Source organism: Photobacterium andalusiense (assembly GCF_900185625.1).
GTDB classification, from domain to species: domain Bacteria; phylum Pseudomonadota; class Gammaproteobacteria; order Enterobacterales; family Vibrionaceae; genus Photobacterium; species Photobacterium aquimaris.
In genome coordinates this window covers 114,780-140,044 of sequence record NZ_FYAJ01000002.1, presented here as the reverse complement: position 1 = coordinate 140,044, position 25,265 = coordinate 114,780, and the positions used below count along the sequence as shown (strand labels likewise).

Here is a 25,265-nt window from a genome sequence, read left to right as displayed (position 1 = left end):
TTGAATGAAAAGACATATTTATCTATTAACGAGCGTTATTGCTGTCGCTGCAATAGCAGGTTGTAATCATAATGAAAATAAAATGGCATCAATAGCAATGCCAACAACTGGGTTAACTGCAGGCGCACAATTTGATGTTTCCGTAACAAACAATAGTGCTTCTCAGCCATTATCACCACTAGCCTTAATTTCTAGTTCACAACAAGAACAAGTCTTTGCTTTAGGAAAAGCAGCATCAGTAGAATTAGAGCATCTGGCAGAAGGCGGCAATAACACCCCATTACTCGATTATAACCGTCACGATTCATCCGTTGACATAGCAAATACAGGTATAGGTGTAATTCCACCAGGTAAAACTGAAACAGTTAGAATTACTGTTAATGACCCTAAGGCGATGTACTTAACTGTAGCTTCTATGCTGGTAAACACTAATGATGCATTTATTGCTGAGGAGATTAATTTATCGACAATTCCTGTCATGAAAGAAAAAGTCATCACAGCACCAACTTGGGATGCGGGCACTGAACTTAATACTGAAACCGCTAACTCTATTCCAGGGCCCGCTGCTGTGGCAGCAGGCGGAACAGCAGAAGGTTTTAATGCTGAACGTAATGATATTATTAATAAAGTAACAACTCATCGCGGAGTCATATCTAATCAAGAAGGCTTAGTCACATCAGTTCTAACTGGAGAGAATAAATTCCTCAATCCATCAGTTAAAATTACGATAACCCGTATTCAATAAGTAGCACAATCTAGAAGGTGAAATAATACATTTCATCTTCTAGATTTATATGATTATATTAGTAATAGACAAATAGGAGAACTTTTTATAAAAATGGGACGTCATAATTTAGAAAAAAAATTTATTTCTCGTTTAGAGAAAACACAACGTTTATTTGGCTACATTTCACTAGATGCAATAATTAACAGTCATTTAAATCACCACAGAAACAATAATATTATGACACTTAAAAAAGTACATCATATCAATAACATGACAATATTAAAGCGTCCGATAACAGAACAATTCATATATATGCAACAACAGCAAAAATTAAAAGAAGCGAATATGAATAATTGCTAGGCACTCTTCGCCATAAACTACCACCATTTAATATAGCCACAATTAAGATTATAGTTACATACAGTGAAAAATTAGATTATGTGTTATTAATGTTAAGTAGCATTACGTCATTATTACTACCCAATACTAAAGTTTATACATCATCGTTATGATGCTCTTTTTTTGATTCATTTACTAATTAATTATAATGCTGAAGTACTGCTTTAAATTTAAATAAAAGCTTAACACTTGATATTTTTTCTGCTCTAAATTCCTATCCATCCCCCATAGATTTCCTAGAAAACACCATGGTTATATTTCCTGATTGAAAAAACAATCGAACCCCCATAGCTTAAATACACTTAATCTTTTAATTAAATTAACTACCCTATAATATTTCCTACATTTTAATATTCTCTGCCGAGCATATTAAAAGGCCCATATAGGGCCTCTTCTATTCTCACTGCTTTTTCATCTGCTTAAGCCGCGCATCTTGCAGCTTTGCTATCTCTGCAATAGTTTTATTCACACTACTCGATATCGCCAGTAACTCATCCACACTAAACAAGTTCGGCTCATTAAACAATTGGGCAATATGTGATTTACTAATTATGAACGCATCATTGGGGATCATCTTCGACTCTATAGCCTGACCATTTTCAATAACGGTCATAATTCTATAGCTCAATGGTTCTGCTGCTGGTTTCTTTGTGAGTTGTTCTGCCATTTGATTAAAGGCATTGATATACGCTTCTTTGACTGCTGCTGCACGTTTACCCGTAAATCCCATTACGAGGAACATGAAGCCGTCTTTCGTCATTTGATAAACTTTAGAGTCCCTAACAACAACGCCTGCTGTGATTTTTTTTGCGTGAGCCGAAAAGTTGGCTGACGTAAAAACGTCTGAACAATCAAGAGATTCTATTTTGGATAAGATATGTTTATGTTGTTTACTGAAGTGCTTCGATACCGCTAATGAATCAGTGACAAGTTCATTAGTATCAGAGATAAAAATAAGATCTGAGGGACTGAGTTGCATAATAGGCAAAGCAGATTGGATAGGCATAATAACCTCCTTGGAATGATTTTAAATCACCACACAGAGGTCTCAATCAATGGGTGGCGAACTGAGCAAGGTTGAGACTACCGCTTCCAAGGATACGGCCTACCCAAAGGTAGCCTCACTCAGCCCACCATAATTCAGGTGTGCGAGTTCGCCGCAATAAAAAACCAGCATGAGCTGGCGTTATTACGCCTTGGAAAAGTACGGGGTCTCAATCCCGATACCAGATTTTGCTGGTACTTTTTAAAGATAATATACAGGTGCTAACTAAGTCAACGGATAATAGTGAATATTATCCGTCAAGTGTTTGTTGATTTGGTAGGTAGCCTTGGCTTATCCAACACTTCAGATAGGTGTCGGTTGCGCGACACATATCCTTATTTGTCATATATTCATTCCCATTCGATATGCAATCACATGGATCAAGCTACAATTCTCATTCAACAACCGCTCATACCGCCATGCTAGTCGTTTAGTACGCTGTGGATTAAATTTTTCAATAGATTCTGCATTAGATAAATTCTGATGTAGCCAAACCGTATCAGAGCAGACTAACTGAGCAGCACTATCTGAACATAGACCAAAACGATTACAAATTGATACATCAGTCAGAAATTCAATAAGTTCAGTTTCATAGCTATAGATTTTTTTTAGTTGAATTTTATCTAATTTTTCTGGGTCATCGACTCTCGCCGCTTCTTGATAGAAAATTGCGACTTGACTTACTTTATTCTGCTCATTTTTTCTATAGTCTCTATAGTACTCAAGGTATTTTTCTGCTTCCCTTGATGACTGTTCATCTGACATATAGCTTAGTTGTTGTATGCCATATATAACACCGACAGCTAAAAAAACCGTTTGAATCCATACAGCGAATGTCTGGCTTTCAGATTTTGTTAAATATTGAATATATTTTTTCATTTTCCACTAACATCTATATTCTCAAAATGCATAACGAGTGAATAGCATAAACACTAATTTTAATCTGAATTACGAGTCACTATTAAATTTTTTTTAGCTTAATTTTCATAATGTCTATCAAGCTTTCCACCATCTTTTAAGTATAACTCAATAGCCTTCTCTCTCATTTTTAGTAAGCGCTTGTCAGTATGCCCCTCGGGAAATGCATAAGAATCCAAGTAGATCGCATGATATTTTAGTTGATCTACAACTGTGTCCTCCCAAGTTTGATTCCAATCAGCCAATTCCAAAATTTGTTCCACCGCGAAGATAAGGTTTGAAACATAAAACTCATATCGAATATATTCATCTCGAGTACGATAAAACTCGTAGTAGCGAGGTGAACCCTCAGGATAACTAGCTAATGAGTACTTAGGGTTATCAAAAGCTAATTTCAAGTAACCCACATATTGATTCTGTGCGTGAAGATCTCGTGCTTGAGTCTTTGAAATAGAATATTGCCAATATGCAACTAACAATGCTCCACTGGCTACAAAAAAAGCCGCGATCCCTGTAATTTCAGAAGTAGATAATGATTCAAACAAACTTTCAAATTCCTTTATTGTACCTAATTAAGCTAACAGCTTATCAATTAGAGTTCTTAATTTAATATAAGACACATTCATAAATCACATAGATTATACCCCACTCATTCCCATAAATATCATAACCTTAATAGCATTATTTTGTTTCAAAATGTTTTATTGATGTGGGAATTAAAAAATGAATTAAACAAAAAAAGCCATCAATTAAGAGACGGCCTTTAATATCAAAGCATAATAAACTAAAAAGTTAACATATTACTGAACAACAATTTGTTACGACTTAAAAGTAAAACGACTTTGTTTATAGTCTATCTTTCCTCTAACTAATTAAAATACAATCTATACGATTCAAAGATTAAAGTAATTAGACATTAAGCTTTTTAAAATCATATACGGGCCATTGAAATAAAATATTTATCAATGTCATCTAACAATTTACGATTTAATTGGCAATTTTTAGCAAAAAATCTCACTTCTTCAAGAGAGTTTTCATCAATATTTGGCTTTGAAACTCTCATTTTTTCGATAGTTTTATGAGGGACACCCATTTCATTTAGAGCGGAAAATCCTGAAGGAAGTTTAAGATTTTCAAATTGAGCTATCAAATATCCGTAATCAAATTTCAAAATAACGAGATTCTCAGTATTAATATCGTTCAAAATATCTGAAACTAATGACAAAAAAGAAGGAATAGTAAAATTAAAAAGATTTGAAACAATTTTCATCTCAGAGTCAATAGAGGCAGAGTAGGATAAACCATCTCTAGGATTTTTCCTATTATGTTTAAACTGCTCTTTAAAATATTCAGTAAGAGTATCGGATAAAAGATAAGACATGATCTTCGTACTAATCGCATTGATTACATCATCTGAATTATTATTAGATAATTTTATATCGCTCTTTGATAAAGCCCGAGGGCGAACTGTTACTAAAAGATTCATCAATAACTCTATCACTTCTTTTTCTGGCAAGCGTTTAAAAAGTAGTTTTTTATATAACGAAAAATTATTTTCAAAAATATCAAAAATCAATTCGTATGCTTTTTCTATTTGTAAAATATCTATTGATGAATTATTTTTTATTATTTTTAAAGGGATTTTTGATAAGAAACTATAGTTTTCCCATCTTTCCTTAGATGATTCAGTTCTATACTCCTCATCTATAGAAGCAATTAAATTTAGTGGAGTACATTCTGGCTGTAAACCAAAAGGAATATCAACCTCATCAGAATCATCATCTTTAGGTATTCCCTCTAAGCAATAAACATTACCAACAAAATGCCTATACATTCTTCCAGCTCGACCTTTAATATTATTAAATGTAAACTTATCTATCGCCGCACTACCATTAGAATTATCAAAGATAATAACATTTTTAGCTTGAGTATTTACGCCTTCTATTATTGTAGATGTACAAATAAGAACATTATGTGCTTCACCATTAAATAGATTGATAGAAAGATGTTGCATTGATCTTGGTAAAACACCATGATGAATAACTATACCTTTTTTTAGATATTTATAATAACTCCACTCTGAATCATACGATTCCTCAATCCAGTTATATAATAATTTATTACCTAAATCCTCACCTAAAATTCCATGTTTAACAATATCATTTGCTATCTTATTTGCCTTTGAAGGAGAACTACAATAAATTATCGTTTTTTCACCCATTCTACTCTCAAGTATCTCGATTACTTTTGATAATTTGCCATCATAGTCTTTAGATTTAAACGAATCTTCATAAATGTTAACAGCCACCGTCTTGAAATCAGAAGAAACAAAAATATAATCATCTGATATTAATTCTAATCCATTTACATTTTTTATGTTTGGTCCGATAAAAAACCATTGATTAGCTTTTTTTATCAGATTCAAAACGGTGACATTCAATGAGATTACCCTCTCATCATACTTAAATTTATCTTTTTTTGTATATTGAAATGATAGTTTATAGAACTCATCTAAAATGAAGAGATCTACGTCTTTAATATCATCTCTCTTCGCAATTCTTTCCTGTGTAAGGATATAAATAACAGGTTTTCCTCCACTTCGAGATTGGCAATTATGGTGTATAATTTCAAAATAATCTCCGAGTTCAGAAGTCAATTTTTTACGAGTTTCATCAATAAGTGCAATAGTAGGAACAATCAAAACAATAGCTTTATAGCGTTCTGATTTTAGAATATTAGCAAGTAATGCACTTTTCCCCATGCTAGTTGGAGCACTTAAAATTACATTAGACCCTTGAATTATATAGTTATATACTTTTGATTGTGCAGAGTGAAATACAAATCCACTGCTATTTTGAGGTTTGTTACTCTCAATTATAACTATATCCTCCAGATCTAAATCATCAAATTCAGTACTTAAGTATGGATATAGTCCGGACTTTTTAACAAGATGCTTTAGCAGACTTCTATACTTATCAAAATCTGATATACATCTTTGTTCTTTTTTCTCAGAGCAATCCCCTAATATTCGAATAATCATCTCTCTACCAATAGATTTCGTAGCGGGATTAGACAGTAATTCTGCAGCCGTTTTAATATAAACTAAAGCATCATCATAGAAACGTTCTTGATTAATTAACATGTACAGCCAACCTTTTCTTTAAATTTCGATACTAAAGTTTCACAGCATGGGATAGGTAGAAAATAAACCCCAATTCTAACTTCATTTGTAAGTTTCATTTGCTTGTCAATTCTATCTATTGCTTTAAGAAAATGATTCGATATATCATATGACAATTCATCATCAGTCGTTAAATTATTATAATTAGATAAGTTATATATAAAGAATATAGAAAAATTAAATCTATCTACACATTCTAAAAAACATCTCTCTGTATTTAAAATATCATCTACATTATGCTTATATAAATATGAGTCATCTTTAGAGTCTAAGATCATTTTTCTAGCATAATCGATATCTTCCAAAATAAGCTTTTTTATTTTTGATGCGCACTCATCAATAACTGTCTCAATAGAGCTTTCGTCTTTGATAAGCTCAACTGTACTTAGCCATAACTCATCATCGCTATCTTCTTTCAAGATTATATTAACAGAATCAAAACTAAAACCTCCCTTATCCCCAACAGAGAATAATACCATTGGTATTGGTTGAGAATCACTTTCTGTTCTTAAAATACTATTGAAGATAGTTTTTGAAATTATTTTACCAAGATCTTCTTGTTTTAACCTATCCTTTAGTATCTCTGTTGTTTTTATTAATGATGGTGAATTTATTAACTCAGTTGGCTTCATTAATATCTCATCAATCCAACATAATAACTGATCTACTATATACTCATATCTATAACATGAGAAATGGAAAGCTTGCTTATAACCTTGATTAACACATTTATCTTTCACACTCTCATGAAAAAGATTTACTATTCTTTGTGATCTGTTCTTTGGATATACTTTAATATCTCCAGATTTAACCTTTATATGATCATTAACAAATTCAATCATTCCTTTTCGGAAAATTATCTTTTCATTTGCGTTACCGCTAGATTTTGACACCTGACTTTTTCTATATGCTTCATTACAAATTAGAGATCCCAAATCACGAACTTGTTTTATCGTAAGCAATTTACCAAGGACATCCTCAGCATATTTCCTTATATTAAAATCAATATCTTTACCTATAGAGCTAACATCATAAAAAACTTCCCAGAGAGTATTATTTACCCAGTATTCCCCCCTATTTCCATTTCCCGATTTAAATGTCTTCCCTAATGCATTATCAACCTGAGAAATTAATTTATCTCTAGTGTCAGTATCACATCTCAAATGAAATGGTATTTGCAAATACTTTAAAGATGAAAATATCGGTTTATCTGTCACTAAGATAAATTTACTTCTTAAGCTTTTATCTCTATCCAACTCTAATGATTTATGAAGAATGGAACTTTGAGGCTTTGATGTTCCGATAGAAGTTGTATTTCTCGGTTTTTTTAGCTCTGCCAAATTCCAATCTTTATCTACAGTCCCTGTTTTAACTTGAACATAAGTAATCGAGTTATCTGTATGGTATATATCTATATCATCAAATACTTCACATCCAATACCTTTAATCTCTCGATCCAAAAGCATACGTGTTACTAATAAGGCTGCAAAATAATCTTGGTAAAAAAAACCCTTTTTTGCTCCTGTACCACCTTGGTTACTCTTGTCCATCTGAAACATATTGATATAAACACTATTTAATAAAGATAGGTTTAATTGTATTGTTTAGAGGGCACCTGTCTACCCCTTAAGAGCTTAATTTTGAATGACACTATAAATTTTAATAAGTATCACCCTAAATCAGTTAATCTACCATTACTTCTACAGCGAGTTACTTGACTCGCTTTTGTCCAAAAACTAATCAAAATCCAAATCATATTAAAAGTGGTTAGCTATATTAGAAGATTTAATCTTAAATAATAATGGGTGAGTTATCAGTGAGCTAAATATCTTACTTATGATTGGACTAAAACAAACTAACATAATCATCAAATCAATACCCATTTAACATCACAAATACCCTAACAACCGATTAACAGCCAATTCCACTTCTTCCTCACCTTCAAAGTAACTATTCAAAATGCTATTCCACAACACCCCGAACGATGCTTGATATAACTCACTGAACTCAACATCATCCATTTTGGCAAACCGAATACTCTTGGCCTCTCTGCGAATAGAACCATTGGGCAACACAACTTGGTCATACCATCCAGCTTCAACAATCACCCATTTCCGATACGCTTCAAACGACTTCTCTGTTTCAAGCTGCGCCCTATGTACTGATAGATGATCTAAATAACCGCTCGCCATCTCTTGCAGTATTCGTTCTTCCCCACCGTATTGCGCTAACATTCGAACAAAGCGCATCAATAGCCCGCGTTCTGCGGGTGATACAGTGCCTCCTGTTGGATTCCAGTAATCAAAACCTAAGTTTAATAACGCAAAATATTTACGGTGAAACATTGGATTGCGTAACGTTTTAAAGTCACACTCAAGCACCGTCCCTATACGTTTTTTATCGATGAAATTCTTATCATCATCGGTAAGCGGGACTAATGCCCCGCCTTGCGTTTTAACTAGCGCTATCTTCGCCATAAACGCTATCCCTTAATGAAACTGCCTGTTTGCGCACCTTGCAGCTTAAACGCACGCTTAGTGACAATTTCAGCAATAACACATTTGAAGACATGCACTTCAATCGAATACCATATACCGCCAGATTTCACGTTATGGATAACATGGCCAGAACGTTCACCGTGTTTCTCGATAGCAGCAATTGCAGCGACACGCTGATCAAACGTATCAGCGCCAATAATACGAATCTCTCGACTAGTCATATTGCTACCGCCTTAAGTACACCTGCGTTAATAAGCTTCTTGGTAAGCCACAATTCACCTTTACCCGTAATCAATGTGGTATTAGCTATACGGTCATTTTCAGGCCCATAGGTACTTTGGCGCACGACAAAACAACCATTCTCAATGTATTGCTGCATCGGCAAGTTATAACCTTGGCAGCCACTGATTAATATTTTCATCTCACGTAGAACAACGAAGATTTTACGGGGGCCTAAGTTCACAGCCTTAGCGAACTTACCCAATGTCATACCACGATCAACTTTGGCGATACGCTCGGCAAAATCAACTTTTGGGGCATTCAATATGAGCTGCTTGTTTTGGGTTTCAATTTGTCTAGCTTGGTCAGCAGCAAGTTGTAATGCATCAGCAAATGTTTGAGGAAGCGGTATAGGTTGTGTATTTTCTAGTTCTTGCCATCGGTCAACTAACACAGCCGTAAATTCAGGAGATAACTGAGCAACAACAACATAGCTATCACGCTTATTTACATGATAAGCCTCAATAGTTTGCCCAAGATGGTTAACTTCCTCCATTGGTGTAAGTTGGATTAAACCTTTACCACTTAGCCTTTCCATTGACCGTTTTACACTATCGTGACGAGACTGCAGTAACTCCGCTATCTCACGAGATGACATCATCATTAAATTACTAACTGAAATATCCATCACTACACCTCCCCTACACACGTTAATCTCTTAGCATTAGCCTTCTTAACTAGCTCTTTATCTAATATTCCACGAGCCGCAATATCCCATCCATTGAACGTGCTTGCCTTTGCCCGACCAGATTTAACCAGGTTATAATCATACTCAAGCCACTGCTCGATAATGGCTTTTGTAGGCTCTAACTGATGAGCATTAATCGGGAGGTGATAACACGCCGCAAACTCCAATGCCCGTTCGACATAAATCCCACGTAAACCATGTTTTGACCACGATTTAATAGCGCTACCACTGGCACAGCAATAAATACCAACTTTGTATTTTGCACTTGTGACATCAGAGATATTTTCATCATGAAGAACAATTAAACGTAGCAATGAATTAAAGCCATTCACTGCAAGTTCTTCTGCCATTGCTGCGCGTTCTGACTCAGTAAATTTACTCATGATGCGCTCCTTTTCGTGCAACACGAGCAAACACTGAATTAGTTTTAAACTGCTCTGGTTGCACTGTTGTCGAATTACGTTGTTTATCAAATTCAGTCACACAACTAATCGGCGGTAACTGCACGAGTTCAGTTAATAAACCTTGTTCTTCAAGTCCCTGATATTTTTCAAATGCTAGTCTGAATTTCTTCTCAGCTTCGGATGAAGATAGTCTGTTACGGATAGCCCAAGATGTTGCCTGACGTGCTCTTTTTTCAGCTAAACTTTGTACTGGCATACGATTTAACATGCGACGAAATGCATCCTGCCACTCAGGCTCACCTTTGCACCAACTACAAAATTTACCCACGCTTGGAAAGAAATCTGATTCTTGTCGGCGAGCTTGTGATAAGCCTCGCAGCACCTGCTCCATACTGACAATACCATTTTCTATCATTCCCTTAGCAAAGCTGGCACGTGTTGCTTTGAACTCTTCTGCGGTTCTCAAATGATTACGCCAAGCAGGTAGTACTGAACACAATTCTTTAAAAATTGAGTTAATATTCTGCATAGCAAAATCATCAATTTGGTTCACTTGATTCACATACACTGGTCGTTGTGTAATATGATCATGGCTAACAAATTCAGTTATATTTTTCATGGTCGTTACCTCTGTTTTCAAATGAGTGATAATTACAGTCCTAGATCTTTCCCCCATGTCAGATCATCAAAATCAGCAAGCGTTACAGGTCGATTATCAGGATTCAGTTTGGTGATCTTGGCTGCTTGCAAATACCCTGAAAACTTACTTGCTTTGAACAGCGTGCTTGGTCGTATGTACTGCGCCATTTTTCCATCACTGCCCCATTCGATTTGTTTTTGAGTGATGACTAGGCACAAATCTTCAACGGTATACCCATCGTTTAGACGACCATTGATGTGATTGATATTGGATTTACAGCACTGGAATTTACTTCCTGTGACTGCGTTCAAGTGTTGGATGACTTGCTTTGCAGAATCAGAATTTTTATCGGATGGATTAGTATCGTCGTGCTTGCTCGACAATAGATCTTTATTGTTACTCTTCAGTTCTTGTTTAATATCAGTCTTTATTAGTGTCGGCTCAGACGGATCTGGCTTATACGGATCAGGCTTAGCCGTATTAGGGTCACCCATATCCGTGTTATACGGATTAGGCTTTTTCGCTATTGGTGTGTCATAAACGATGTAATTTGTATCACCGGTAGATAGCTTTTCAATACCTACAAAACCAGTATCTTTAAGCTCTTTTAAGATGGCATAAACACCATCTCGGGCGGTCTTCTTTGCAGTATTTTTAGTGACTGTGATTAGCTGTGCTGGTGACACACTCCAATTATCCGGCTTAGATAAAATGTAAGACAACATACCCATTGCCTGAAATGACAATTGATTATTAGTAAACACAGTATTGCTAATTGTCGTGTATCGATTACGACGCTCTGACCGGATAATAGACATTACACTTCCTCCAACTTTTGCGGTGTCTGCTGACGATTAAACAAAGTGGCATTAGCACTTGTAGGCTCAGTCCCTAGCAACAATAAATTCTTAGCGACTGATATACTCATACCACGGCGTTTAGCCGCGACACGAGACACTATGGTGATAATTTTTTCGAGGTCATCTAAGTTATTCATAATTCAGTCATCCATTCAGGAATGGCAATACCAGCAATCGTTAATTCACTTCTTATCTCGCGCGCTAAATCGGCATCATTGATCATCATGTCGCGAACGCTTGAGATAGCTAACGTATATAAAAATTGAGCTTCATTGGTATCAGCTGCTTTAGAAAAAGAATCAATCACTGCTCGGTCAGATTCAGTGAATCGTACTTTCACTTGTTCATCACGAATCAAGGCTTGTGGCAGCCCTACTTTGCCGATCTTACGACGTGCTGCGATAGTGGTTAGCATCTGCGTTTCAAACTCGTTTAATTGAATCATTGGTCGTTACCTTCTTGGTCGTTTCTAAATTTAACTTCAGCCCCTTGTTATCAACCCCATAGTCACTAGGATTAAAGATATAAGGGACGTCTTCACTTAAATGGCATAACAAAGCAATGTGCAACGGAGGGCCATTCTTCTTCCACTTCACAACCGCGGTATGGCTGACACTAAAAGCTTTTGCTGTTTTAGTAACATTTCCATATTTAACTATTAAGGTTTGGATCAGGTTATTCATATTACCTCGAAACATTAATAACTAAAGACCTTATTGTTTCGACAATATAGTAACGTACCGAAAGTTTCAAGTGAATACAGTAAAATAGAACGAGGATTAACTTTGAGAGTAAGCAATGAACAAAAAAGAGACTTTTGGCGAACGCCTACTTAGAAAGCGAGAAGAACTAAAACTGACACAAGAACAGTTAGCAGCAAAAATTGGTATTACGCGTGTAACAATAAGTAAAATAGAACAAGACCTTACGCAAAGTACACGTGCTGACACATTACTTTCGCTAGCCAAAGTATTAAAGTGCACCCCTCAATGGCTTTTAAACGGTTCGGGTAGTGAGAGTACATTAGCAAATGAATCAAACGTTGTTGCTGGCCCTCCAATTTATCAATTTGTACCTCTAGTTAATTGGGTACAAGCTGGTAATTGGACAGATATAGCACCACAAATTTCTTTTGAAGATACAGAGTTATTCCCATGCCCAGTAAAAAGCGCTCCTGGTACTTTTGCTCTACGTATTCAAGGAGATTCAATGCTGCCTAGGTTTGAGGAAGGAGATCTTATATTTGTTGATCCAGAAAAATTAGATGTAGAAAATAACAAATATATTGTCGCTATCTTAGAAGATTCAAATGAAGCTACATTTAAACAGCTACAGATTATAGATGGACATAAATATCTTAAAGCTCTCAATCCCGATTATCCGCCAGAACTAAAATTTCTAAAGATTAATGGTAATTGTAAAATAATCGGCACTGTAATTGCGCACATGAAACAAGTTTAAACACAACTCACATTCCCTACACAAATAACAAAGAAAAATAACATCCCTAAATATCAATATATTAAGCGCATTCTATGCGCTTTTTTTTTGCACCAAATATTCTTCTTAAATTTCTGAGCTATTCCATAAATAGATCAAACAATCCCCAGAAAAAAACACACATCCTCGTTACTTTTGGTTCGAAAAAACATTAATTGTCACTTTTGGTTCGAAATATTGTTGACAGCAAATGTTCCTAAGGTTACATTTTAGACATCAGGTAAACACAGTCCCTTACACGACTACTTACCTTTGCTCTTTAATATTATGGTAATTGTCATTTAAGTTTCGCGCCTTGTCTTGATGGCGCTGAGCCACTCTCACTAGAGATTTTGAGTGGTAATAATCAAGGCTAGTGCACTAGAAAGGTGGTGCATAAACGGTTTTTACCGATGCTCTTTCGATGATAGTGCGTTGCGTAAAATGCGAGACAACTAGCTAACTCACACAACAATTTTCTTTAATATACAGGTAACTAAATGCCTAGATAATCGAGAATGATATGACAATCGCACAGCTAGATAATTTTGATTTTTTAGAACGATTACACAACGTTCTTAAGCCAAGTAAGCCCATTGATAGTATTGAACAATTATGGGGAAGGAAAAAACAACTCCAAGAATTAGAAGTCGCATTACATGCTGATGGGCGACATGCTTTTATTCTAGGAGATCGAGGAGTCGGTAAATCTTCATTGGCTCAAACTGCGGCGCATCTTCTTCAATCGTCGGATAACCAACCGATTATTGTTAGTTGTGATTATACATCGACATTAACTGGCATTATTTCTGCTATTTTAAATGAGGCTCTAGCCTCTATTGATATATCAGAGCGTTCACATAAAATTGCCTTTAAACCACCACTACTCTCTTTTGAATTTTCAGAGCAGTTATCAAATAAGCCCTCATTACCAGAAGTGATAGATCCATTAACCGCCACAATGGCTTTGGATAGTTTATCTAAATGGCACTCTGAAAAGACGATTATTGTTATTGATGAGTTTGATCAGATGCCTGATGATCAGCGAAAAGCGTTTGGGGTATTACTAAAACAACTCGGTGATAAAGGGTCGAAAGTTAAATTAATATTTACAGGTATTGGGCAATCATTAGATAGCTTAATGGATGGTCACTTATCCAGCTTTAGGCAACTACACCAAGTAAAACTAGATGTATTACCATGGGATGGTCGATTTAAGATTATTGAAACGGCCTTTAACGAATTCAATATTAAATTACCAGAAGATATTCGTTATAAAATAGCTGGCTTAAGTGATGGCTTTCCTAGTTATGTACACTTGATTTGCGAAAAAATCCTCGTTGCCGCTCATTTTTCTGACGACCCAATAACTGAAATTAACTTCTCTTTATTTTTACAAGCTCTTGATGATGCAATCAATTCTGTCTCTGAAATACTACGAAAAAGTTATGATCAAGCAACAGATGGTAAACCAGAATATATTCACCATATTCTTTGGGCTATGGCGGATTCAGCCGATTTAATTAGAAGCTATGAGCATATAACCTTTTCCTATTCGGATATTGTTAATCAATTAGAATTGGAAGCATTAGACGAAGATAAGTTTAAAAAAGAATTTGCAAAATTAAGAAATAAATCTTACGGATGTATATTAAAACGAGCATTTGATAATCGTCCCGGCTGGTTTGCTTTTCGTGAAAATGTTATTCGAGGCTTTATTCGAATGTGCGCAGAGAAAAGCAATGTTCAGTTAGATTTTGAACGTTATTTTACTGCCCATACGGCATCAGCAAGAACAGTAGGAACCCAACGTAAATATCAACCATTAACAGAAGTTGAACGCAACGTTGAATATTTAAAGCGTAAAGATTAATAAGACCAAAGGTAACGACCGGAATACACCCTTCGGGGATGTATTTCAAAGGAAATTGAATCAGTTTTCTTTGAAATACTAAATATTAATGGCAAAGCACGCTGAGGATAGTGAGCATGGTAGATAATATAAAAACATGGATGTCAAAAGCACATGAAGACGTCAATAAAATAAAACAATTCTATGATTTTAAAAATCAAACTTGCGGTACAGAATTGTTTAATCAACCACTTGTTGCAAGTGTTTTTATTACAGATGATGGTAGTAGAACTATCGTTATTAAAATTAATGGTGTCATTGAACTCTTTGATAATAAAGGGACTTCACTACCCATACATGATATCACTCGCCCTTTTGTTTCCTTTTTTAGCGATGCATGCTCGCGTATTAATAAGTTATCAATGATGGAGCATAAAGAAAGTCAGCAAGAAAAACTAACACAATTATTCTTATCAGAAATCTGCACCTTTACCACAGATGATGGTGAACGATGGGCTATTCGTTGTGGTAACGATATTAAAACTAGTAAGAATCGAAGCTTTATCCCCTGCTTTTGCTCAATAACAATAAATAGTAACTGCTTATTGGGAATGGTTAGGTTTCACGAAAAGCGATTGGAAATAAGGTGATTTAGCGTCAAGTCCAATAGGACTAATCTGTATACCCATGATCCCTTTCAGCGAATAAAAGTCAGGTTTAGTAGTAAGTCTAGCCCCTAAAAAAAGAGCCATTATTTCTAGCTCTGGCGGGAAAAACACTTGAACTTTAAGACTATATCTATCCATGACGGCAATGGGACATTTGAAAAAGCCACCTAACGGTAAGTGATTAAGGTAGTCGACTACAACTGATGATATTTGAATCTCAGTATTTAGAGCCTCACTTGGTGAATCTAGATAATCAATATTTAAAACACTCCAATTCATACGCACCTCAAATTTATCTAACAACAAACATACCAAATAACCATGAACAAACAAATATTAATGCTTTTTAACACGCGTTAATGTGAACCTTGCTGCTTTTCCTCAGATACAAAAAAACCCTGCCATTTCTGACAGGGTTAGTTTAGGCACTAATAACGACCAAGAAATTAGTACCGTGGTGACAACGACCAAGTATGTCACCAAAGGTAACGACCAATGCTTTGCAGATAACTAATAAACATAGCAACTAACAAAAACAAAGGACCTAGAGAGTATCTTATGAAAAACATTTTTAATCAAGTATCGACACAAGAAGCTGATGCACTAGAAAAATTCCTAGCCATTGGCAAACATCGGATCCTAAATAACCGTGAGTTTTGCGGCTTTTCCGTCTCTGATTTCGTCACTTTTTACTTTGAAGTTCACGATGGAAAATTAGCTAATGCCATGGTTAAGTTTCTTATCACAGCTGACTGTAGCTCAAGCAATACTTTACTTACTTTAATGGGCTTTAAAGAGTTCGCAAAAGATGTCTTTGAAGAGTTCTTTAATGAAAATGAAACGACTATCTTAAAAACCTTTCGTGCTGAATATAAGGAGCAAAAAGAAGAACTTGAAATTGCACTGGCAGGTTTATAACCCATTCGTAAAGTGCTCTTCTTTAACCAGAGCACTTTGAGAATGTATAACCTAAAGGTAACGACCAATGACCACTCAACCAACTATTCCTTTTGAGCAACAATACCCTGCTGTCGCGCAACGCGGTATAGATCAATCAACGTGGGGAGCCCTACAAAATAGCGTATTCCCGGGTGCGCGTGACGAATCAATATTAATGGCCGTGGATTACTGCTTATCACGTCATTTAGATATTTTACTTAAACCCGTTCACCTTGTTCCAATGAGCGTTAAAGATGCTTCTTCGGGTAATTCAACATGGCGTGATGTTGTTATGCCTGGTATTGGTTTATATCGTATTCAAGCTGACCGAAGTGGTACTTATGCTGGCGCTGATGAACCAGAGTTTGGTCCTACATTAACAGCCGATTTAGATGGTAACCAATATACATTTCCTGAATGGTGCAAATATACCGTCCATAAACTTATTGGTGATCGAATTGTCGCTTTCAGCGCAAAAGAATATTGGTTAGAAAACTATGCAACCTCAGGACGTAATGCCCAAGCACCAAACGCTATGTGGAAAAAGCGTCCTTATGCACAGTTGGCCAAATGTGCAGAGGCTCAAGCATTACGTAAAGCATGGCCTGATATTGGACAAGCTCCGACCGCTGAAGAAATGGAAGGCAAAGAGTTTGTACCATCAGAAAAAGATGTCACCCCACAACAACCAGCCATCAAACACTACCCTGTCGATCAGTTTGAACTTAATTACACCAAGTGGTCATCCGTCATTCAGTCCGGTAAGAAAACGGCTGAACAGTTGATCGCCATGATTGAAAGTAAAGGTGTGTTAACTGAACCTCAAAAACAAGCACTCATCAATTGTGAAGCGGAGGAAATCTAATGCGTATAACAAATGTTGTCCAAGGAACTCAACCATGGCACGAATTACGAGCCACTAAATTTACTGCCAGTGAAGCACCAATAATGATGGGGGCATCAAAATATCAAAGTCGTGATGCCCTACTTAAACAAAAAGCGACAGGTGAACGACCAGAAGTGAATAGCTTTCAAGAAAAGATATTTGCTCGTGGTCATGCAGCAGAAGATGCAGCTCGTCCACTCGTAGAAAAACTCATTGGTGAAGAGTTATTCCCAGCAACAGCAATCAGTGATGAATATGATTGGATGCTTGCAAGTTTTGACGGTATCACCCTGCTTGAAGACATTGTCTTTGAGCACAAACTCTATAACCAAAACTTATTTGCCCATGTGCTTGATGGTCACTTAGAACCGCACTATTACTGGCAATTAGAACAACAACTTCTAGTCTCTGGTGCAGAGAAAGCCATCTTTGTTTGTAGTGACGGTACAGAAAAACTCTTTGCTTCTTGTGAGTATGTTTCATTACCAGAGCGCCGCGAACAACTCATTGCCGGTTGGCTGCAATTCCAAAAGGACTTAGCTAATTATGAGCAAAAAGAAGAAGTCATTATTCTTGAAGCCGAGCCTATCCGTGACCTACCCGCTTTAACTTATAAAATGGATGGTTTAACGCTTAACAGTAATTTTGATGTATTCAAACAAGCGACCATGGCACTGATTGAAAAATCAAAACTCCCCATTGAAACCGACCAAGAGTTTGCTGATGCTGAACAGCTCGTCAAAGTATTCAAAGCGGCAGAAGATAAGCTTAAGGCAATCTCAGAACAAGTACTTGGTGAGGTAGATAGCATTGATAGCTTTACTAAAGAATTGAAGTTTATCAGTGAACAGATTCGCCAAGCGCGATTAGCTGCAGATAAACAAGTGAAAAATCGTAAAGATGAGATCCGCAAAAATATTCTTAATGATGCCAACGCTAAAATTCAGCAACATCTCAATACATTATCGTTAGAAATTAAAGCGCCAATGCTAGCACCTACAGTATCAGTGCTTAATGCGATGAAAGGTAAAAAGACAGTTCAATCACTGGAAGAAGCGGCAGATACTGCAATCGCACAAGCTCTAGTGGAAGCCGACCTTTTAGCTAACAAAGCAAAGGAAAACTACGCCATCCTATCGACATATGCTGAATACCAATTCTTATTTAATGACTGGGCGGCAATTTGCTTCAAAGATACCGACGATTTTAGTGCACTTGTTAAAACTCGAATTACTGACCACAAAGCTGCAGAAGATATTCGATTAGAACAAGAACGCCAACAAATGCAGATAGAAGCAGAGGCTAAAGCACAAGCGAAGATTGAAGCCCAACAGGAAATAGCACCAACTAACGAAGAAAGTAAGCAAAGTGATGTTATTAGTAATGCGCTCAATAAAGGCAAAGTAGCACTAGAATCAGTATCGCTTGCTCAACATATAGGAACATCAGAAATCAAAGCAGTACCTATGATTCAAATGACAGCTAAAGAAGCGAATTATCTTCGAAAACGAGATGCCATTTTAACAGCACTCGAAAATGCTGGTGTTGATAATTGGTCAGGTTATGACAATGCCATCCGCAATATCACTAATATCAACGTCCAAATATAAACTCTTGATTAAGTGGCTTTCCACATCCTTGTAAATCCATTTAACCGTACTACGAAGGCAAACTTAAACCCACGGTTCGGAAAGCTTACTTACACTACTTCAAGTGCATAATGATTCAATACACATTTGCAATTTTTTGTGCGTAAAACGTGAATTAAATCACGTTTTATATTTTTTAAATGAAATGTACCATTAAAATATTCTATAAAAACAACTATTATGGACTTGTAACATTACTTTGATATACAAAACCCTTAAAACAAATAAAATCCACATCGAAACTTATTGCTTATCTAAAAAAAAACCACGCAGCTGTTTGTAATTCACTATATCTTTACAGAATAAAAACATCAGCCCCTGACACGTTATTAGCATAAGGTATAACTTATTGAATTTTTATTATTTAATATAATATGTATAATTTTTGAGAAAGCTATAGGCCAATAAATTTACATTAACTTAAAATACAAAAATAAGGCGTTGATTATTAATGGGATTACATAATAAGGTCCAAACCATTAGTTATACAATTATTGCACTGATAGCATTCGCAGCAAATTCTATTTTATGTAGAATAGCGTTAAAAGATAATGCGATAGATGCATCAAGCTTTACCATTATCCGTCTTTTATCTGGCGCCTTATTATTTATCCTTATATTTAGTTTCAAGACTAAACCAGTAACAAGTCGCTCTGATAGACAAAGTCGTAATTGGAAACCTGGAGCAATGTTATTTATTTACGCCATTACATTTTCATTTGCATATATATCATTGGATACAGGAACGGGAGCACTTATTCTATTTGGTGCCGTTCAACTTACGCTAATATTTACTAGTATTACCAAAGGAAATAAATTACATATATCAGAATGGTTAGGCCTTATTATTTCTTTTTTCGGTCTTGTTTATCTAGTCTACCCAACACTGACTACACCAAGTATCTCTGGTTTTCTTTTAATGGGATTATCAGGTATAGCATGGGGTGTATACACATTGATTGGTCGTGGTTCAGATAATCCCATGAAGGATACTGCGTTTAACTTTAAGGTCACGATACCTTTAGTTTTATGTTTAATGCTATTTACTTTTCCAATGGTAAATCTTTCATTTCGTGGTGTGGTATTAGCAGTATCTTCAGGTGCATTTGCTTCAGCGTTAGGTTACACCATTTGGTATATGGCATTAAAGGGATTATCAGAAACTGAGGCTGGCGTTGTCCAATTATCAGTTCCGGTTATAGCTGCAATTGGAGGTGTTTTGTTTGTTTCAGAACCAATTAATACACGACTGATTATTGCATCTATATTTGTCCTGACTGGTATTTTAGCTGTACTTATTGGTCGTGGAAGCTTACAAAAAAGTAAAGTAAATCTATAGAGATTCAAGATAGAACATCACCAATACAGTCCCTTCCCTCCTCATATCCGTAGCATAAACTATCATCAGCCCTACCTTGGAATAGTTCTATGCCAAATTGTACTCACTGCCAAAAACGACCAGCAATAGCTTTCACAACATTTGAATGTTATTGCCAAGGCTGCGCACTAGATGTAGCTCTTTCTTTACTCAACCATTGTCAGCTTAGTGAAAATTCAATCAATGCCCTTATCTCTAATGGTTGGAACTTACTAGTACCCACTTCACATCATTATTCTGCGACTAATATCGCTCAAGAGCTTAATTGTAGTGCACAAAAATAGGGAGAACAGCAAACAAACTCGGTTTAAAAACACAACAATACGGCGAGTGGCGATTAGACCAAGCCACCAATTGCCGTAAACAAATAGAAACATTTTGGTACAACGATGCTGGTAAACAGCGATTGATAGAACAGATAAAAGGTAACGACCAATTATGATGAATATTTATCAGGTAGAGCCTAATAAATGGGTTAGTAATGTACTTATCGAAGCAATTACAGGCTTAACTGAACGACGCATAAAAGAATATAGAATGTATGCATGGCAAGAAGGCATTCATTTTAAACATGCGAGCCCAAAAGGAGCAAACGGTACTACTGCTAAACTTATGTATAACAGAATTGAAATTGACCGTTTTTTTGATAATAACAAGAGAGTTTCTTAATTATGTACCCAGAAGGTGTAGAAATCAGAGGAAATTCTCTTCGCATTTGGTTTATATATAAAGAAACACGCTGTCGAGAAACGTTAAAAGGATGGCTGGTAACATCCAGCAATATAAAAAAAGCTGGTAGGTTACGGGCTGTAATTGTTTCTGAAATATCAACGGGTGAATTTGATTATTACTTACGATTTCCTAACTCCAAAAGAGCACTTCGATTTGGAAATACTAATAATAGCGGATCATTTACATTATTAAACGATTTAATGCAGCGCTGGTTAATCATAAAAGAAACCGATTACACTCCTGAAACATTAAAAAAATCACGCAATGCACTTCATATTTGCGCCAACCTATTAGGCAAAGATAGAGCAATACTCAATATTACACATGAAGATGCATTAACAATGCGACGAGACTTATTGCATGGAATGACAGCCTATACTAATAGAACCAATAAACAAGGTCGCAGCGCTAACACGGTTAATACTTATGTTACCGTTTGTAATGAGTTTTTTTCATTTGCTATGCGCTCTGGTTTTATTAAAACTAATCCTTTTGATAATGTTGGTCATTTAACCGTTGATAGAGATTCACCTGAACCATTAGAAAGGGAGGAATTTGAACGACTGATATCGCATCAATCCATCAGTGATCAAGCAGCTAATCTATGGACCATTGCTGTTTATACAGGACTACGGCATGGTGAACTCTGCTCACTTGCATGGGAGGATATCGATTTAAAAAATAAAACCATAACGGTCAAACGGAACCTAACCAATCAAAATCGATTTAAAGTTCCCAAAACTCGTGCCGGTGAAAGAACTGTTAACTTGTTATCTCCTGCCATTGCCGCCCTTCAACGACAAAAGGCCATTTCTTTTCTTTATCCAAGTAATGATATCGATATTGCATTACGTCAAAAAGGTAAAAAACGTATTGATAAATGCACGTGGGTATTTATCACTGGCTTATCGAAACATGGAAAAAGTGTTAACTGTGGCTATATCGGTAATGTTGCTATTAATCGGTTATGGCACGACAGTATTAAACGCTCAGGTATACGATCTCGTAATCCCTACCAAACACGCCATACCTATGCTTGTTGGATGCTAAGTCAAGGGGTTAATCCCGCATTTATTGCATCTCAAATGGGGCACAAAGATATGACAATGGTATTGAAAGTTTATGCTACTTGGATGCCGAGTGGAAATGAATCAGAAATAGCAAAAATGGAGCAGGCATTAAAACAGTCGTGTCCCATCTATGTCCCATCTATGCCCCATTTGAAAAAATGACGGTCGTTGATACATAAAAAACCACACTCCATCACAACGATTAAATATTCACCAAATTAATATGTCATTTATTAACAATCTCGCATAACATTTGTAAGTTGTTATTTGTTAATAAAAATATAGTGACAACCCAATTATTCTGGATTAGGATAATTGCCATTAGTCGGGGGGCGTTAAGCTGAGATCACCATCATGGTGGGACCCGTTGAACCTGAACCAGTTAGCACTGGCGGAGGGAACTAACTATCAACGGCACCCTGCTGTTAATAGATCCAAGCGAGCCATAACTGCATACTCTTATCGCAGTTTACACTTCAATTCGCTTGATACTTGTTCCTAATGCTAGCGCGTGAGGAATTATGTATGTCACACACTTCATCGTCACAGCGCACCACAACAACACCTATTGTATTAACCATTGCAGGATCAGACAGTGGCGGCGGTGCAGGAATTCAGGCTGACATTAAAGCTATTTCAGCAACAGGCAGTTATGCTTGCTCGGTTATTACGGCGATTACGGCGCAAAATACGCAAGGCGTAAACGGCATATTACCTATTCCTCTTGAGATGGTCGAACAGCAGCTGGACGCCGTATTCAGCGATTTAAATATTCAAGCCGTTAAGATTGGCATGCTTGCAGACAGTGATATTATTCGGCTGGTTACGGCTAAAATTCGTCATTACCAACCGAAGTTTTTAGTCATTGATCCAGTAATGGTAGCCACCAGCGGTGATGTGCTATTACAACAACAGGCTATCACTACTCTCAAAACTGCATTGCTACCACTGGCTGATATTATTACCCCTAACTTGCCAGAAGCGGCGGCATTAACGGGTTTAGACATTCCGCAATCCATGGCTGATATGCAAGCAATGATCAGCGCATTGCGAAACATTAATCCTCATGCGGTGTTACTCAAAGGTGGTCATTTAGAACAAAGTCGTGATAGCACTGATTTACTCATTCTCGCTACTGATGTTATCGAGCTCACTACCCCTCGCATTAACACTCACAATACTCATGGTACAGGTTGCACCCTATCTGCAGCTATCGCGTCTTATCTCGCCCAAGGTAACGATCTTACAACGGCAACGTCCTTGGCTAAACGCTATATTACCGCTGCTATAACCGCCGCCGATGAACTCAATATTGGTCATGGACATGGTCCCGTGAATCACTTCTTTGCAGGTCATCATCATGTGCGCTGATCTGGAAATAACTATTACTAATGGCAGTTTACGCTATCACTCAACGAAAAATGACCAGCAAAATAACGCGGTAATTAAGGATCTGAATTTAACCATTGCCGCTAATAAATGGACTTGCTTGGTGGGCAAAAGTGGCTGTGGCAAAAGCACCCTGATCAAGTTTTTGGCTGGACTACTCAACGAGCGCACTCAATGGCACGGCCAGCTCAATATTTCAGATAATCAACCTTTAGCTGGGCGAGTCGCTTATATGGCGCAACAAGATTTGTTATTGCCTTGGTTAACGGTATTAGACAATGTTTGTGTTAGCAGTAAGTTCGGCCATCACAATCACAGTTCAACAGCGAATTTAAAACAACGGGCAATGACATTATTAGAACAGGTTGGTTTAGCAGATAAACATCAGTTATTGCCGCAACAATTATCAGGCGGTATGCGCCAACGAGTAGCCCTTGCGAGAACACTATTACAAGACCAACCAATTGTATTAATGGATGAGCCATTTTCAGCCTTGGATGCCGTCACCCGTTATCGCTTGCAAGATCTGTTTGTGAAATTACTCAAGCATAAAACCGTGGTGCTGATAACCCACGATCCTCAAGAAGCAATTCGATTAAGTGATCGGCTGTATATGTTGCAAGGCGAGCCCGCTTTTGCAACGGCGTTATCGTTACCAACATCATTACCACCACGGCGCTTTGATGCTGAATCAGCCAGCCACCAGCAACGTATTTTTGACCTATTGGCGCACGATCATGACTGATATTACCCGTTTAATCGCTACCCAATCGCCGTGTCAACAACAGCAGCCACAGCGAGAACTTGCAACACCGATACGATTACTGATTAGCATTAGTGTGCTAATTGGATTGTGGCAACTGATCGTGACGGTGTTTGATTTACCAAGCTTTATTCTACCGCCACCGCTTGATGTCGCGCAGCGATTAATAACACGCTATGACGTTCTGCTAAGTAACACCTGGGTGACTAGCCAAGAGATCATTTTAGGGCTAGTTCTCGGTTTATCATTAGGGTTATGTTTTGCCTTACAAATGCTGCTGTTTAAGCCCGTTAAGCGATGGTTATTACCGTTATTAATCGCCAGCCAAGCCATCCCTGTGTTTGCTATAGCTCCAGTATTAATGCTGTGGCTAGGCTATGGCATTGGCTCCAAAGTGGTAATGGCTGCGTTAATTATCTTTTTCCCCGTCACGACTTGCTGTTATGACGGCTTACGCAATACCCCCACCAGTTACCTCGAATTATCTGCCACCATGGGCGCGACCAAATGGCAGCAACTTAAATATATTCGCTTTCCTGCTGCACTACCGGCATTAGCTTCCGGTATTCGCGTCGCGGTGGTTATCGCACCAATTGGCGCAGTCGCTGGCGAATGGGTCGGCGCGAGCAAAGGTTTAGGCTATTTAATGCTGCAAGCCAATGCCCGCATGATGATAGATGAAATGTTTGCCGCGCTATTTATTTTATCGCTGTTATCAATATCACTCTATTTCATCACGGACAGATTATTAAAGCGCCTGATCCCGTGGCAGCCATAACAACACAGGTAAATATAACGCCCTTATTTTGATACTTAATATT

General features: G+C 36.9%; 28 protein-coding genes, 1 pseudogene and 1 riboswitch. Of the genes and pseudogenes, 15 read left to right on the top strand and 14 right to left on the bottom strand.

The genetic code is table 11. From position 1 onward, the window contains the following. Positions 1-4: 4 nt before the first annotated feature. On the top strand, positions 5-745 hold the full coding sequence (locus PAND9192_RS06145) for a spondin domain-containing protein (RefSeq protein WP_087853018.1): 741 nt from the start codon (positions 5-7) through the stop codon (positions 743-745). A gap of 93 nt (positions 746-838) precedes the next feature. Continuing rightward, positions 839-1,087 carry a hypothetical protein gene (locus PAND9192_RS06140; RefSeq protein WP_087853017.1) on the top strand — a complete coding sequence of 83 codons (249 nt, stop codon included), beginning with the start codon at positions 839-841 and terminating at the stop codon, positions 1,085-1,087. A 439-nt stretch (positions 1,088-1,526) separates the two neighbouring features. Here the strand turns inward: PAND9192_RS06140 and PAND9192_RS06135 are convergent, their stop codons facing one another. The 14 genes from PAND9192_RS06135 to PAND9192_RS06070 form a co-directional block, all read right to left on the bottom strand. Then, positions 1,527-2,132 (bottom strand): Rha family transcriptional regulator, encoded by a 606-nt coding sequence (locus PAND9192_RS06135; protein WP_234998989.1) that lies wholly within the window; start codon positions 2,130-2,132, stop codon positions 1,527-1,529. 381 nt (positions 2,133-2,513) lie between these two features. Further along, entirely contained in the window at positions 2,514-3,050 is a 537-nt protein-coding gene (locus tag PAND9192_RS06130) for a hypothetical protein (protein WP_087853016.1), read from the bottom strand. 98 nt (positions 3,051-3,148) lie between these two features. Next, entirely contained in the window at positions 3,149-3,634 is a 486-nt protein-coding gene (locus PAND9192_RS06125) for a hypothetical protein (RefSeq protein ID WP_087853015.1), read from the bottom strand. 386 nt (positions 3,635-4,020) lie between these two features. Beyond that, entirely contained in the window at positions 4,021-6,231 is a 2,211-nt protein-coding gene (locus tag PAND9192_RS06120) for a DEAD/DEAH box helicase (protein ID WP_087853014.1), read from the bottom strand. Then, positions 6,225-7,820, bottom strand: coding sequence for a dsDNA nuclease domain-containing protein (locus tag PAND9192_RS06115; RefSeq protein ID WP_159458212.1), 1,596 nt, complete (start codon positions 7,818-7,820; stop codon positions 6,225-6,227). Before PAND9192_RS06115 ends, PAND9192_RS06120 begins: the two co-directional genes overlap by 7 nt. Positions 7,821-8,159: 339 nt before the next feature. After that, positions 8,160-8,747, bottom strand: coding sequence for a DUF1367 family protein (locus PAND9192_RS06110; protein WP_087853012.1), 588 nt, complete (start codon positions 8,745-8,747; stop codon positions 8,160-8,162). A gap of 5 nt (positions 8,748-8,752) precedes the next feature. Continuing rightward, positions 8,753-8,989: a hypothetical protein gene (locus PAND9192_RS06105; protein ID WP_087853011.1), complete on the bottom strand. Its 237-nt coding sequence runs from the start codon at positions 8,987-8,989 to the stop codon at positions 8,753-8,755. Further along, positions 8,986-9,675, bottom strand: coding sequence for a phage antirepressor KilAC domain-containing protein (locus PAND9192_RS06100; RefSeq protein WP_234998986.1), 690 nt, complete (start codon positions 9,673-9,675; stop codon positions 8,986-8,988). The genes PAND9192_RS06105 and PAND9192_RS06100 overlap by 4 nt, the downstream gene beginning before the upstream one ends. Positions 9,676-9,677: 2 nt before the next feature. After that, a complete protein-coding gene (locus tag PAND9192_RS06095; protein WP_087853009.1) occupies positions 9,678-10,118 on the bottom strand; it encodes a hypothetical protein in 441 nt (146 codons plus the stop codon). Then, positions 10,111-10,758 carry a replication protein P gene (locus tag PAND9192_RS06090; RefSeq protein WP_159458211.1) on the bottom strand — a complete coding sequence of 216 codons (648 nt, stop codon included), beginning with the start codon at positions 10,756-10,758 and terminating at the stop codon, positions 10,111-10,113. Before PAND9192_RS06090 ends, PAND9192_RS06095 begins: the two co-directional genes overlap by 8 nt. A gap of 32 nt (positions 10,759-10,790) precedes the next feature. Beyond that, positions 10,791-11,597 carry a conserved phage C-terminal domain-containing protein gene (locus PAND9192_RS06085; protein ID WP_087853007.1) on the bottom strand — a complete coding sequence of 269 codons (807 nt, stop codon included), beginning with the start codon at positions 11,595-11,597 and terminating at the stop codon, positions 10,791-10,793. After that, complete coding sequence (locus PAND9192_RS06080; protein WP_087853006.1) at positions 11,597-11,776, bottom strand: hypothetical protein; 180 nt, start codon at positions 11,774-11,776, stop codon at positions 11,597-11,599. The genes PAND9192_RS06085 and PAND9192_RS06080 overlap by 1 nt, the downstream gene beginning before the upstream one ends. Continuing rightward, positions 11,773-12,084, bottom strand: coding sequence for a hypothetical protein (locus PAND9192_RS06075; protein WP_087853005.1), 312 nt, complete (start codon positions 12,082-12,084; stop codon positions 11,773-11,775). Before PAND9192_RS06075 ends, PAND9192_RS06080 begins: the two co-directional genes overlap by 4 nt. Then, positions 12,062-12,322: a helix-turn-helix domain-containing protein gene (locus PAND9192_RS06070; RefSeq protein WP_234998985.1), complete on the bottom strand. Its 261-nt coding sequence runs from the start codon at positions 12,320-12,322 to the stop codon at positions 12,062-12,064. The genes PAND9192_RS06075 and PAND9192_RS06070 overlap by 23 nt, the downstream gene beginning before the upstream one ends. A 115-nt stretch (positions 12,323-12,437) precedes the next feature. Here PAND9192_RS06070 and PAND9192_RS06065 point away from each other — a divergent pair, with 115 nt between their 5' ends. The 13 genes and pseudogenes from PAND9192_RS06065 to PAND9192_RS06000 all read left to right on the top strand — a co-directional run. Then, the gene (locus tag PAND9192_RS06065; RefSeq protein WP_087853003.1) at positions 12,438-13,100 is read left to right on the top strand and encodes a LexA family protein; all 663 of its coding nucleotides are present in this window, start codon (positions 12,438-12,440) and stop codon (positions 13,098-13,100) included. A gap of 541 nt (positions 13,101-13,641) precedes the next feature. Continuing rightward, complete coding sequence (locus PAND9192_RS06060; RefSeq protein WP_087853002.1) at positions 13,642-14,991, top strand: ATP-binding protein; 1,350 nt, start codon at positions 13,642-13,644, stop codon at positions 14,989-14,991. A gap of 116 nt (positions 14,992-15,107) precedes the next feature. Continuing rightward, positions 15,108-15,620, top strand: coding sequence for a hypothetical protein (locus tag PAND9192_RS06055; protein WP_087853001.1), 513 nt, complete (start codon positions 15,108-15,110; stop codon positions 15,618-15,620). Positions 15,621-16,196: 576 nt separating this feature from the next. Then, positions 16,197-16,556, top strand: a complete 360-nt coding sequence (locus PAND9192_RS06045) for a hypothetical protein (protein WP_087852999.1) — start codon at positions 16,197-16,199, stop codon at positions 16,554-16,556. 67 nt (positions 16,557-16,623) lie between these two features. Beyond that, positions 16,624-17,442 (top strand): phage recombination protein Bet, encoded by an 819-nt coding sequence (bet, locus tag PAND9192_RS06040; RefSeq protein ID WP_087852998.1) that lies wholly within the window; start codon positions 16,624-16,626, stop codon positions 17,440-17,442. Continuing rightward, positions 17,442-19,073, top strand: coding sequence for a lambda-exonuclease family protein (locus PAND9192_RS06035; protein WP_087852997.1), 1,632 nt, complete (start codon positions 17,442-17,444; stop codon positions 19,071-19,073). Before bet ends, PAND9192_RS06035 begins: the two co-directional genes overlap by 1 nt. A 490-nt stretch (positions 19,074-19,563) precedes the next feature. Beyond that, the gene (locus tag PAND9192_RS06030) at positions 19,564-20,451 is read left to right on the top strand and encodes a DMT family transporter (protein ID WP_200817782.1); all 888 of its coding nucleotides are present in this window, start codon (positions 19,564-19,566) and stop codon (positions 20,449-20,451) included. Between the two features lie 89 nt (positions 20,452-20,540). Beyond that, a complete protein-coding gene (locus PAND9192_RS06025) occupies positions 20,541-20,774 on the top strand; it encodes a hypothetical protein (protein WP_087852996.1) in 234 nt (77 codons plus the stop codon). A gap of 154 nt (positions 20,775-20,928) precedes the next feature. Further along, entirely contained in the window at positions 20,929-21,159 is a 231-nt protein-coding gene (gene xisR / locus PAND9192_RS06020; protein ID WP_087852995.1) for an excisionase family protein, read from the top strand. Between the two features lie 2 nt (positions 21,160-21,161). Then, complete coding sequence (locus tag PAND9192_RS06015) at positions 21,162-22,454, top strand: site-specific integrase (RefSeq protein ID WP_087852994.1); 1,293 nt, start codon at positions 21,162-21,164, stop codon at positions 22,452-22,454. A gap of 154 nt (positions 22,455-22,608) precedes the next feature. Then, positions 22,609-22,709, top strand: a riboswitch (TPP riboswitch). A gap of 108 nt (positions 22,710-22,817) precedes the next feature. Further along, the gene (gene thiD / locus PAND9192_RS06010) at positions 22,818-23,663 is read left to right on the top strand and encodes a bifunctional hydroxymethylpyrimidine kinase/phosphomethylpyrimidine kinase (RefSeq protein ID WP_087852993.1); all 846 of its coding nucleotides are present in this window, start codon (positions 22,818-22,820) and stop codon (positions 23,661-23,663) included. Beyond that, complete coding sequence (locus tag PAND9192_RS06005; protein WP_087852992.1) at positions 23,653-24,426, top strand: ABC transporter ATP-binding protein; 774 nt, start codon at positions 23,653-23,655, stop codon at positions 24,424-24,426. Before thiD ends, PAND9192_RS06005 begins: the two co-directional genes overlap by 11 nt. 70 nt (positions 24,427-24,496) lie before the next feature. Then, positions 24,497-25,222: pseudogene (locus PAND9192_RS06000) on the top strand (ABC transporter permease); the annotation flags it as partial. Positions 25,223-25,265 lie beyond the last annotated feature (43 nt).

What these genes read in the sequence shown, in the direction of transcription:
- PAND9192_RS06145 (WP_087853018.1), top strand. Translation starts at nt 5, where the DNA reads ATGAAAAGACATATTTATCTATTAACGAGCGTTATTGCTGTCGCTGCA.
- PAND9192_RS06140 (WP_087853017.1), top strand. Translation starts at nt 839, where the DNA reads ATGGGACGTCATAATTTAGAAAAAAAATTTATTTCTCGTTTAGAGAAA.
- PAND9192_RS06135 (WP_234998989.1), bottom strand. Translation starts at nt 2,132, where the DNA reads ATGCCTATCCAATCTGCTTTGCCTATTATGCAACTCAGTCCCTCAGAT.
- PAND9192_RS06130 (WP_087853016.1), bottom strand. Translation starts at nt 3,050, where the DNA reads ATGAAAAAATATATTCAATATTTAACAAAATCTGAAAGCCAGACATTC.
- PAND9192_RS06120 (WP_087853014.1), bottom strand. Translation starts at nt 6,231, where the DNA reads ATGTTAATTAATCAAGAACGTTTCTATGATGATGCTTTAGTTTATATT.
- PAND9192_RS06115 (WP_159458212.1), bottom strand. Translation starts at nt 7,820, where the DNA reads ATGGACAAGAGTAACCAAGGTGGTACAGGAGCAAAAAAGGGTTTTTTT.
- PAND9192_RS06110 (WP_087853012.1), bottom strand. Translation starts at nt 8,747, where the DNA reads ATGGCGAAGATAGCGCTAGTTAAAACGCAAGGCGGGGCATTAGTCCCG.
- PAND9192_RS06105 (WP_087853011.1), bottom strand. Translation starts at nt 8,989, where the DNA reads ATGACTAGTCGAGAGATTCGTATTATTGGCGCTGATACGTTTGATCAG.
- PAND9192_RS06100 (WP_234998986.1), bottom strand. Translation starts at nt 9,675, where the DNA reads ATGGATATTTCAGTTAGTAATTTAATGATGATGTCATCTCGTGAGATA.
- PAND9192_RS06095 (WP_087853009.1), bottom strand. Translation starts at nt 10,118, where the DNA reads ATGAGTAAATTTACTGAGTCAGAACGCGCAGCAATGGCAGAAGAACTT.
- PAND9192_RS06090 (WP_159458211.1), bottom strand. Translation starts at nt 10,758, where the DNA reads ATGAAAAATATAACTGAATTTGTTAGCCATGATCATATTACACAACGA.
- PAND9192_RS06085 (WP_087853007.1), bottom strand. Translation starts at nt 11,597, where the DNA reads ATGTCTATTATCCGGTCAGAGCGTCGTAATCGATACACGACAATTAGC.
- PAND9192_RS06080 (WP_087853006.1), bottom strand. Translation starts at nt 11,776, where the DNA reads ATGAATAACTTAGATGACCTCGAAAAAATTATCACCATAGTGTCTCGT.
- PAND9192_RS06075 (WP_087853005.1), bottom strand. Translation starts at nt 12,084, where the DNA reads ATGATTCAATTAAACGAGTTTGAAACGCAGATGCTAACCACTATCGCA.
- PAND9192_RS06070 (WP_234998985.1), bottom strand. Translation starts at nt 12,322, where the DNA reads ATGAATAACCTGATCCAAACCTTAATAGTTAAATATGGAAATGTTACT.
- PAND9192_RS06065 (WP_087853003.1), top strand. Translation starts at nt 12,438, where the DNA reads ATGAACAAAAAAGAGACTTTTGGCGAACGCCTACTTAGAAAGCGAGAA.
- PAND9192_RS06060 (WP_087853002.1), top strand. Translation starts at nt 13,642, where the DNA reads ATGACAATCGCACAGCTAGATAATTTTGATTTTTTAGAACGATTACAC.
- PAND9192_RS06055 (WP_087853001.1), top strand. Translation starts at nt 15,108, where the DNA reads ATGGTAGATAATATAAAAACATGGATGTCAAAAGCACATGAAGACGTC.
- PAND9192_RS06045 (WP_087852999.1), top strand. Translation starts at nt 16,197, where the DNA reads ATGAAAAACATTTTTAATCAAGTATCGACACAAGAAGCTGATGCACTA.
- bet (WP_087852998.1), top strand. Translation starts at nt 16,624, where the DNA reads ATGACCACTCAACCAACTATTCCTTTTGAGCAACAATACCCTGCTGTC.
- PAND9192_RS06035 (WP_087852997.1), top strand. Translation starts at nt 17,442, where the DNA reads ATGCGTATAACAAATGTTGTCCAAGGAACTCAACCATGGCACGAATTA.
- PAND9192_RS06030 (WP_200817782.1), top strand. Translation starts at nt 19,564, where the DNA reads ATGGGATTACATAATAAGGTCCAAACCATTAGTTATACAATTATTGCA.
- PAND9192_RS06025 (WP_087852996.1), top strand. Translation starts at nt 20,541, where the DNA reads ATGCCAAATTGTACTCACTGCCAAAAACGACCAGCAATAGCTTTCACA.
- xisR (WP_087852995.1), top strand. Translation starts at nt 20,929, where the DNA reads ATGATGAATATTTATCAGGTAGAGCCTAATAAATGGGTTAGTAATGTA.
- PAND9192_RS06015 (WP_087852994.1), top strand. Translation starts at nt 21,162, where the DNA reads ATGTACCCAGAAGGTGTAGAAATCAGAGGAAATTCTCTTCGCATTTGG.
- thiD (WP_087852993.1), top strand. Translation starts at nt 22,818, where the DNA reads ATGTCACACACTTCATCGTCACAGCGCACCACAACAACACCTATTGTA.
- PAND9192_RS06005 (WP_087852992.1), top strand. Translation starts at nt 23,653, where the DNA reads ATGTGCGCTGATCTGGAAATAACTATTACTAATGGCAGTTTACGCTAT.